The organism is uncultured Methylobacterium sp. (assembly GCF_964251405.1).
Lineage (GTDB): Bacteria > Pseudomonadota > Alphaproteobacteria > Rhizobiales > Beijerinckiaceae > Methylobacterium.
The window spans coordinates 1-8,798 of the sequence record NZ_CAXUJR010000125.1; the positions used below are offsets into that span (position 1 = coordinate 1).

Annotated in this window: 10 protein-coding genes; 2 read left to right on the top strand and 8 right to left on the bottom strand. The window is 67.5% G+C overall.

Annotated elements, in window-relative coordinates; all coding sequences use genetic code 11:
* A partial coding sequence (locus tag ACFE7U_RS16530; protein ID WP_375410808.1) for an ABC transporter transmembrane domain-containing protein occupies positions 1-1,011 on the bottom strand: 1,011 nt, incomplete at its 3' end.
* A gap of 152 nt (positions 1,012-1,163) precedes the next feature.
* Here ACFE7U_RS16530 and ACFE7U_RS16535 point away from each other — a divergent pair.
* Positions 1,164-2,090, top strand: coding sequence for a metal ABC transporter substrate-binding protein (locus ACFE7U_RS16535; protein ID WP_375410809.1), 927 nt, complete (start codon positions 1,164-1,166; stop codon positions 2,088-2,090).
* Positions 2,091-2,106: 16 nt separating this feature from the next.
* Here the strand turns inward: ACFE7U_RS16535 and moaD are convergent, their stop codons facing one another.
* The 6 genes from moaD to ACFE7U_RS16565 form a co-directional block, all read right to left on the bottom strand.
* A complete protein-coding gene (gene moaD, locus ACFE7U_RS16540; protein ID WP_375410810.1) occupies positions 2,107-2,358 on the bottom strand; it encodes a molybdopterin converting factor subunit 1 in 252 nt (83 codons plus the stop codon).
* Between the two features lie 29 nt (positions 2,359-2,387).
* Complete coding sequence (gene pgsA / locus ACFE7U_RS16545; protein WP_375410811.1) at positions 2,388-2,987, bottom strand: CDP-diacylglycerol--glycerol-3-phosphate 3-phosphatidyltransferase; 600 nt, start codon at positions 2,985-2,987, stop codon at positions 2,388-2,390.
* A 95-nt stretch (positions 2,988-3,082) separates the two neighbouring features.
* Positions 3,083-3,238: a hypothetical protein gene (locus ACFE7U_RS16550; protein ID WP_375410812.1), complete on the bottom strand. Its 156-nt coding sequence runs from the start codon at positions 3,236-3,238 to the stop codon at positions 3,083-3,085.
* A gap of 78 nt (positions 3,239-3,316) precedes the next feature.
* A complete protein-coding gene (locus ACFE7U_RS16555) occupies positions 3,317-3,988 on the bottom strand; it encodes an NmrA family NAD(P)-binding protein (protein ID WP_375410813.1) in 672 nt (223 codons plus the stop codon).
* Positions 3,989-4,053: 65 nt separating this feature from the next.
* Positions 4,054-6,081 (bottom strand): excinuclease ABC subunit UvrC, encoded by a 2,028-nt coding sequence (gene uvrC / locus ACFE7U_RS16560; RefSeq protein WP_375410814.1) that lies wholly within the window; start codon positions 6,079-6,081, stop codon positions 4,054-4,056.
* 70 nt (positions 6,082-6,151) lie between these two features.
* Complete coding sequence (locus ACFE7U_RS16565) at positions 6,152-6,889, bottom strand: chemotaxis protein (protein ID WP_375410815.1); 738 nt, start codon at positions 6,887-6,889, stop codon at positions 6,152-6,154.
* A gap of 233 nt (positions 6,890-7,122) precedes the next feature.
* On the opposite strand from ACFE7U_RS16565, the gene ACFE7U_RS16570 reads away from it, so the two are divergent.
* Positions 7,123-7,914 carry a L,D-transpeptidase gene (locus tag ACFE7U_RS16570; protein ID WP_375410816.1) on the top strand — a complete coding sequence of 264 codons (792 nt, stop codon included), beginning with the start codon at positions 7,123-7,125 and terminating at the stop codon, positions 7,912-7,914.
* Between the two features lie 61 nt (positions 7,915-7,975).
* Here ACFE7U_RS16570 and ACFE7U_RS16575 read toward each other — a convergent pair whose 3' ends face one another.
* Positions 7,976-8,695: a DUF2076 domain-containing protein gene (locus tag ACFE7U_RS16575; protein WP_375410817.1), complete on the bottom strand. Its 720-nt coding sequence runs from the start codon at positions 8,693-8,695 to the stop codon at positions 7,976-7,978.
* Positions 8,696-8,798 lie beyond the last annotated feature (103 nt).

The window sequence follows — 8,798 nt, forward strand, 5'->3', positions numbered from 1 at the left end:
TCCCGCATCCGCCGCCTGCCTGATACGGGGCGCCTCGTCCATCAGGGCGAAGTACCGCTGCAGGGCGGCACCCGCCTCCTGCAGGATCGCGTTGAGGGTGCCGAGCGCCCGGGCCGGCTGCGCCGCGAGCAGGAGCGCCGCCACGTAGCCGGTGAAGTCGCCCACCGTGCGCTCACCGGACATGACGCGCTGGCCCACCAGCACCAGGACACCGGCCACCGCGAGACCGCCGCCGATTTCGAGCAGCGGGTCGAGGCGCCCCCGCGCGTTGGCGGTCTTCATCTTGAGGCGACGGACCTCATCGAAGGCTTCGGTGGCACGGCCCTTGAGATAGCCTTCGAGACCGTAGGTCTTGGCGATGCGCGCGCCTTGGAGACTCTCGTTGATGAGGCTTGCGGCTGCGCCCATCTGCTCCTGCGTGCTCGTCGAGACCCGCCGGAGCTTGCGACCGATCCTGGCGATCGGGCCGGCGACGAACGGCACCGTGACGGCGGCGACCAATGTGAGGATCGGGTCCATCCAGATCAGGGCGGCCACGAGCGCGATCAGCATGGCGATGTCGCGCAGGAGCACCGTCGAGATCCGGGTCAGCGCCTCCTTGATATAGGCGAAATCGGTGGTGAAGCGCTGGGTGAAGGCCGCCGGGCTCTCGCGACCGAGTTGCGCCAGGTCCGCTTCGATGAGGTGAGCATAGAGTGCCACCTGCATGTCCGCCTCGACGCGGGTGACGACCCGGTTCGTCAGGACCGTCTGCCCGAACAGTGCGAAGCCCCTGATCGCCGTGATCGCGATGACCACCACCGGGCCGTAGGCGAGGGCGGCGGTGTCCTTCGCGTCGAAGGCGTCGAAAGCCGCCTTGATCAGGGCGGGGTAGAAACCCGTCGCGGCGCCCACGATGGCGATCAGCACGAGCACCACCGCCAAAGTCGCCCGGTGCGGCCGCAGCCATTCGCGCCAGACCCGGCCGAGGAGAGGGAGAGTGTCGCCTCTCGGAAGCGGCCGACGCGCCATGATAATCCGTATCGATTCCCCATGACGGCCGAGCCGGCGCGACATCGACCGCTCTTTGGCGCCCCATGGCTTCTAGATCAAGGCCGCCTTACCAAACTTGGCAATGTAATCATGTTTCAATAAGAGAGGCGCTTCGTCTGGAGCCATTGTCGATGTCGTCCCGGTCCGATTCCCGTGCAAGGCACCTCGTCTGCCAGCTCCTCTTCGTCTGGCTCGTCTGCCTATCGCTGCCGGCGCAGGCGCAGGACAAGCCAAAGCCCTTGAAGGCCGTCGCCACCTTCTCCATCCTCGGCGACCTCGTACGACAGGTCGGCGGCGACCACGTCGTCGTCTCGACCTTGGTTGGGCCGGATGCCGATGCTCATGGCTACAACCCCGCGCCGGGCGACGCCCGCACTTTGTCCGACGCCAGCGTCGTCTTCGTGAACGGGATCGGGTTCGAGGGCTGGATCGATCGGCTGATCAAGGCTTCGGGCACCAAGGCGCCGGTGGTCACCGCATCGGCGGGTGTGCCCACGATCGCCGGCGACGCGCATGGCCATGATCATCACGTCGATCCGCATGCCTGGCAGAGCATTCCCAACGCAAAGATCTACGTCGCCAACATCCGCGACGGTCTGTCCCGGATCGCCCCCGACTACGCGGCCGCCTTCGCGGCCAACGCGGCGGCGTACCTCGCCAGGCTCGACACCCTCGACGATCTGGCGAGGGCCGCGATCGCGGCGATCCCGCAGGACCATCGGCGGATCATCACGACGCACGACGCCTTCGGCTATTTCGCATCCGCCTACGGCCTGCGTTTCATCGCACCCCAGGGCGTCTCGTCGGACAGCGAGGCGAGCCCGCGCGACGTAGCCCGGATCATCCGGCAGATCCGCCGGGACAAGATCCCGGCGGTGTTCCTGGAGAATATCGCCGATCCGCGCCTGATGCAGCAGATCGCCAAGGAGAGCGGTGCGCGGATCGGCGGGAAGGTCTATTCCGACGCCCTGTCGCGGGCCGACGGGCCGGCCGCCACCTACGCCGACATGATGGCCAACAACCTGCGCGCCTTCACCACCGCCATGACGCCGCCCTGAGCGGGGACGTCGCGGTTCACCCGCCCGTCATCGGCGGGAAGAAGGCGATCTCGGTGGCTCCGGCGATCGCGGCTTCGGGTTTGGCGTGGACCTTGTCGATAGCCGCACGGACCACGCCGGTATCCTCGAACGCGTAGGCGTATTCCTCGCCGCGTCCGCGCTGCCAGGCGACGAGATCCGCAACCGTAGTGACGTCGGCGGGCAGGTCCACCGTTTCATCGGCCTTGCCGATCCGCTCGCGGACCCAGGCGAAATAGACGAGCTTCATGCGACTTTGCCCTTGTGACGCCCCGCCCCCTATCGCGGGTCGTCGATGACGTGCCTGATCCCGGCTTTCATGTAGTCATAGCCCGTATAGAGCGTCAGGGCGGCGGCGACCCAGAGCAGGCCGACCCCGATATCGACGGTGCCGGGCAGCAGCGTCTCCCCGGCCGGTCCCGCGACGAGGAAGCCGATGGCCACGAGCTGCAACGTCGTCTTCCACTTGGCGACCTTGCTCACCGGCACCCCGACCTTGAGTTCCGCGAGGTACTCGCGCAGTCCCGAGACCAGGATCTCACGGCACAGGATCACGATGGCGGCCCACAGCGTCCAGCCCTTGATCGAGCCATCTGCGGCGAGCATCAAAAGGCAGGCGGCCACGAGGAGCTTGTCGGCGATCGGGTCGAGCATGCGCCCCAGGGCCGAGCTCTGGGCGTAGGTTCGGGCGACGTAGCCGTCGAGATAATCGGTGATCGCCGCCACGATGAACACGCCGAGCGCCGCGAAGCGGGCACCGATCTCGTCGGGCCAGTACAGCAATCCGACGACGACCGGCACGGCGGCCAGGCGCCCGTAGGTCAGGCAGTTCGCCAGGTTCCAGGCCGGCGACCGGCGGCGGGGCAAGACCGCGTTCATAGGATGTCGGCGTTCATGGGCGCGGTGAACCACGGGGCGGTACAGGGGTCAACCGTGGCGCTTGCGTCCGGGCCGGCTTCGTCCTGCGAGGCCGCCTACCGTGCCGCCAGCACCGCTCGTATGCTCGTCCAACGCAGGTCGGGGTAGCGGCCGTTGTCGAGCGGGGCGAGCTTGCCGTCGCCGCTGAACATGTCGCGCATGTATTGCATGCCCTGCCAGGGCGGAAAGACCTGGCCCTTGCCCGGCGCCACCGCACGCGCCACCCTGATGAGTGTCTGCAGGACGCCGATGCTCCCGGCTCGCAGCGGCCTGAAAGGCTGTCCCGTTACCTAGCTCGCCGCTGCGGCGAGGCCGCGCGGACTTGTCTGCTCGCCGGCGATCCTCAGGACCCGGGGCGTTGCGGGATCGAGGGCGGCCGCTGCGGTGAAGGCAGCGACGTCGTCCATCGTCGTGAAGTCGATCGGCTGAGCGACGTCGCCCCAATGAAGAACGCGCCGGAGGCCGAACAGGATGAAGGGCGCTTGGCCGGTGAGCATGTCGGCGAAGGCCCCGTTGAGAATCGAGGTCGCCCGGATCGGCGCCACGTCCAGACGGGCCTTGAAGTCGCGACGCAGGTCCATGTTGCGGTTGGACCCCGCCGGTGTCCTGGTGAAGTCCAGCGAGAAGTCCGAGGGAATGAATCGCGGCACCCCGGCCGCGACCGCCGCATCCAGGAGAACGCCCTGCGTGCCGATGATCGTCTCCTCGAGGCCATTGAGCGCCGAGACGACGCAGGTCGTGCCGGTGCAGGTCGCCGCCACCTCGGCCACGCTGTCGAGGTCGAGTTCGACGACGTCTACCCCGAGAGCCCGAAGCCGCGCCGTCCGGTCGGCCGCGGTGCCCCGCCTGACGATCGCGGTGACGGCGACACTGCGCTTGCGGAGTTCGCGCGCGATGCGCCCGCCGAGGTCGCCCGTCGCGCCTGCCAGCAGGACACGACCCGGCGGTATGGCTTCGCTCATCGTTCGTTGTCTCCCATCGCCGCGGCTCGACGAACGCCACCATCTAGGCGTCGAGCGGCGCGGGATCAGGCCCCGGCGTGGAAGAAGTCGTAGACTGCCCGCGCGGTCGCCGCATTCACGCCCGGCGTCTTGGCAAGGTCCTCGAAGGCCGCCCGCTCGATCGCCTTCACGGTCCCGAAATGGTGGAGGAGGGCGCGCTTGCGGCTGGGGCCGATCCCGCCGATCTCGTCGAGGGGATTCTTGATGAGCTCGCGCTTGCGCTTGGCCCGGTGCGTGCCGATGGCGAAGCGGTGGGCCTCGTCGCGCAGACGCTGGACGAAGTAGAGGGTCGGATCGCGCGGCGGCAGCTTGAAGGGCGGGCGGCCGGGCACGAAGAAGGTCTCCCGCCCCGCATCGCGGTCGCGTCCCTTGGCGATACCGACGAGCGTCACGTCGGTGACGCCGATATCCGCCAGGGCGCCGCGGGCGGCGTCGAGCTGCCCCTTGCCGCCGTCGATCAGGACAAGGTCCGGCCAGGCCGGGAAGGTGTCGACCTCCTCCCCGGCGTCCGGCGCGGCGCCTGCGCCCTCGGCGCTGCCAGGCTCGACGGCATCGCGCGGAGCTTCCTTCACGAGGCGCTTGAAGCGGCGCTGCAGCACCTCGCGCATCATGCCGTAATCGTCGCCCGGGGTAAGCTCCTCTGACTTGATGTTGAAGGTGCGGTAATGCGTCTTCATGAAGCCCGTTGGCCCGGCCACCACCATGCCGCCGACCGCATTCGTGCCCATGATGTGCGAGTTGTCGTAGACCTCAATCCGGCGCGGCGCCTTGGCCAGACCAAAGGACTGGCTCAGGGCCACCAGCAGCTTGCCCTGCGAGGCGGTGTCGGCGAGCCGCCGCGCCAGTGCCTCCTTGGCGTTGCGCTGCGCGTAGAGGACGAGGTTCTTGCGCTCGCCCCGCTGAGGCAGGTGGATCTCGACGCGGTACTCGGTGCGGCTCGACAGGGCTGCGCCCAGCAACTCGGCGTCCTCGATCGGGTGCGAGACGAGCACGATCCGGGGCGCGGGCTTGTCGTCGTAGAACTGGCCGATGAAGGAGGCGAGCACCTCGTCCGGCGTCATGGTGCGGTCGGCCTTGGGGAAGTAGGCGCGGTTGCCCCAGTTCTGGAAGTTGCGGAAGAAGAACACCTCGATGCAGAACTGTCCGGCCTGTTCGTCGATGGCGAAGACGTCCGCTTCCTCGACGCCCTGTGTGTTGACGCCCTGCGTGCCCTGGATCGCCGAGAGCGCGGCGATGCGGTCGCGATAGCGCGCGGCGCGCTCGAATTCGAGCTTCTCCGACGCCTCCTGCATTTCGTCGCGCATGCGGTCCTTCACGGCGTTGGACTTGCCGGACAGGAACGCCCGCGCGGATTCGGCAAGGCCCGCGTAGTCGTCCAGCGCGATCTCGCCGGTGCAGGGGCCGGCGCAGCGCTTGATCTGGTAGAGCAGGCAAGGCCGTGTTCGGTTCTCATAATAGCTGTCCGAACAGGTTCGCAGCAGGAAGGCGCGTTGGAGGGCGTTCACGGTACGGTTCACCGCCCAAACGCTGGCGAAGGGACCGTAATAGCTGCCCTTGCGCCGCCTCGCGCCACGATGCTTGACGATCTGCGGTGCCTCGGAATCCGCCGTCACCAGGATGTAGGGAAACGACTTGTCGTCCCGCATCAGCACGTTGAAGCGCGGCTTCAGCTGCTTGATGAGGTTGGCCTCGAGCAGCAGCGCCTCGGTCTCGGTCGCCGTGGTGACGAACTCCATCGCCGCCGTCTGCGAGATCATCCTGGCGATACGGTTGGAATGCGCCTGGCCGCGGGCATAGGAGCCGACCCGCGCCTTCAGATTCTTGGCCTTGCCGACGTAGAGGACGTCGCCCTTGTCGTCGAACATCCGGTAGACGCCGGGGGAGGGCGGCAGCGTCGTCCAGAACCGCCTGATGATCTCGGTGCCGGCCTTGACCGCGCCTTCCTCGAAATCGAAGTCGATCTCGGGCGCGTCGGCCGATTGCGGGTGGTCGGCGGGCTCCTCCTCGGCGTCGAACCCGTCGGGAGGCAAGTCTTTCGAAGGGGAACGGCTCATCCCCCTTGATCTAAGCGCGTCGGATTCCGCTGGAAAGGGGCCGGATGCGCATCGCGATCGGCGAGCCGTCCTAGTCGAACAGCGCGTCGATATCGCCCTGGTCGACATGGCCCGGGTCGTCGTCGAGCCGCGGCCCGTTGAGAAGCGATCTCTCGTCGTTGATGTCGGGCCTCGCGGGGCCGTCGACGCCGAGGACGTCCTTGAAGCTGTCGAGACCTCCCCAGGCCTCGATCATCCGATCGAGATGCTCCTCGACGAACTTCAGCACGCCGACGATCTTGCTGATGCGCTGTCCCGTCAGATCCTGGAAGTTGCAGGCTTCGTAGGCGATGACGACGCGCTCCATGATGGCGTCGATGTTCTCACGTCCGGCCGCGGAGGTCCGCATCGCGCGCAGCATGCTCGCATTGGTCTCGATCTCTTCGATGGCGCCGAGGATCGTGCTCGTCGCCTGCTCGGTGGAATCCACGACCGCATCGAGTTCGCCGGCGACGCGGCGCATGCCGTTGCCGGTGTTCTCGGACCGGTAGAGCGTCGCAATCTCGGTCTTCGTGCGCGTGATCGCGTCCTTCATGATGTCGAGTTCCGAGCGCATCGCGAGAGCGTCGCTCAGTTCCTTCCGGCAGGCTTCCACCGTCTCGATCGTGCTGGACTGGGTCATCTGCCGCAGATCCTGGATCGCCGTCAGGATCTCCGTCAGCCGGGTGTTGTTCAGCTCCGAACTCTCGGCCGAGACCGACTTCTCGAACACCGGCTGGCTGCTCGCAAGACCGAGGCTGTCTTCGATGCGATAGCGCTTCATGGTCATGGTATGGGATCAGCCGACTTCGAGAGTTCACGTTTGTGACTATGAACCGGACTGGTTGCCATTTGCTGAACGGCGGCGTGTTCCGGTCATGGTGACCGAATATTTACACTGAATCGAACTGAGCGTTTCGATCGACTGGATTCTCGATCGATTCACCACGTTTATTCACCCGGCGCTCCCGTCCGCGCCCTCATCGTCTCGCATAGCGGGTTTATGCAGGGGGCGAGGGGAACATGCGTAGCGGATGGTGCGTGGCGGCGGCCTTTTCGGCTCTGACGCTTGCCGGGGAGGCGAGGGCGCAGGACGGCCGCTACGGCGGCGGCTTCATCGAGTTCCTGGTCTCCGGAAGCACCGGCCCGGCTCGGACTGTTTCTCATCGATCGGGTGCACGGCTCGCAGACGACGGAACCCTGCCGCGGCACCTGGCCGCCTACGGCTTTGGCGGCCCGTCGAGCCCGCGGATGCTGTCATCGGGAGACCGCGTGCCAGAAGACACAGCGCCATATCCGGTCCAGCGGGTGCCGATCCGCAACGCGGCGCTCTCGCAGGAACCCGAGCAGATCGCGATCGCCCGTGCTCCCGACCCGCGATTCGAACGGCAGACGGTCGATTTCGACGGCCGGCAGGCGCCGGGCACCATCGTCATCGATACGCCGTCGAAGCACCTCTACCTCGTCCAGCCGGGAGGCAAGGCCTTACGCTACGGCATCGGCGTCGGCCGACCCGGGTTCGCATGGGCCGGAACCAAGACGATCAGCCAGAAGAAGGCGTGGCCGGACTGGACGCCGCCGGCCGAGATGCTGCGGCGGCGGCCCGATCTGCCACGCCATATGGCGGGCGGGCCTGGCAACCCGCTCGGCGCGCGCGCGCTCTATCTCGGGTCGTCGCTCTACCGCATCCATGGAACCAACGAGCCGCACACGATCGGCCAGTCGGTCTCGTCGGGCTGCATCCGGATGATGAACGAGGACGTCATCGACCTCTATGAGCGCACGAGCGTCGGTGCGCGCGTCGAGGTCATCTGAGTTCGAAATCACCTCACATCGAAGGCCCGGCGACGCTTTCGCGTCGCCGGGCTCGCGGGGATCAGACCCAATCGTCGTCGCCGCCGCCGCCGAGGTCGCCGCCGAAATCTCCACCGGCATCGTTGTCGAACGACGCGTCCTGAATGTCGTTGCCGCCGCCGAGGGCAGAGCCGAAATCCTGGCTCCCGCCGGCCGCACCGGCTGCTTCGGCTCCGGTGCCACCGAGGCCGGCCGCGGCCGCGCTGCCAAGGGCGGAATGACCACCGGCAAACGCGTTCGACAGGGCGCTACCGAGCAGCATGCCGCCGGCCGCACCGGCCGCCATGGGCAGAGCCGTCGCCAGGAAGCCGCCGCCACGAGCCGGCGCCTGCTGCTGGCCCGCCCAGGGACCGCCCTGCTGCGGACCGCCGAAGCCGCCCTGCTGTCCTCCGTAGCCCGGCTGCTGACCGTAACCCGGCTGACGACCCTGACCACCCCACGGCTGGCCTGCCGGCCGCTGGGGCTCGGCGCGCGAACCTCCACCGAAGATGCTCGACAGGAAGCCGCCGCCGCCCTGAGGCTGCTGTGCCGTCGCCTCCCGAGCCTGTTCGAGCTGCTGGTTGAGGCTCTTGATCGCCTCCTCCTGAACGTAGATCAGCTGCGCCATCGCGTAGGGCGCGTAAGGTTGGCTCCGAAGCTTGTCGGCAATGAAACGCTCGGCATCCGCGTCGCGAGGCTGGCTTCCCGCCTGCTCGAGGCGCTGGAAGATGCCGCTGATCACGTCACGTTCTTCGCTGTTCATGGAGTCGTCCTCCTGGGGCAAGCCGGCGGGTTCGCTCCGCTCGGGCGATCAGGAGATGGGTGCGAGGCTGGGCTTTTGTCAGGGGGGGCGCAGAACTTCACGG

Excerpts from the sequence above, each read along its gene's own strand:
- ACFE7U_RS16535 (WP_375410809.1), top strand. The coding sequence starts at position 1,164 with ATGTCGTCCCGGTCCGATTCCCGTGCAAGGCACCTCGTCTGCCAGCTC.
- moaD (WP_375410810.1), bottom strand. The coding sequence starts at position 2,358 with ATGAAGCTCGTCTATTTCGCCTGGGTCCGCGAGCGGATCGGCAAGGCC.
- pgsA (WP_375410811.1), bottom strand. The coding sequence starts at position 2,987 with ATGAACGCGGTCTTGCCCCGCCGCCGGTCGCCGGCCTGGAACCTGGCG.
- ACFE7U_RS16555 (WP_375410813.1), bottom strand. The coding sequence starts at position 3,988 with ATGAGCGAAGCCATACCGCCGGGTCGTGTCCTGCTGGCAGGCGCGACG.
- uvrC (WP_375410814.1), bottom strand. The coding sequence starts at position 6,081 with ATGAGCCGTTCCCCTTCGAAAGACTTGCCTCCCGACGGGTTCGACGCC.
- ACFE7U_RS16565 (WP_375410815.1), bottom strand. The coding sequence starts at position 6,889 with ATGACCATGAAGCGCTATCGCATCGAAGACAGCCTCGGTCTTGCGAGC.
- ACFE7U_RS16570 (WP_375410816.1), top strand. The coding sequence starts at position 7,123 with ATGCGTAGCGGATGGTGCGTGGCGGCGGCCTTTTCGGCTCTGACGCTT.
- ACFE7U_RS16575 (WP_375410817.1), bottom strand. The coding sequence starts at position 8,695 with ATGAACAGCGAAGAACGTGACGTGATCAGCGGCATCTTCCAGCGCCTC.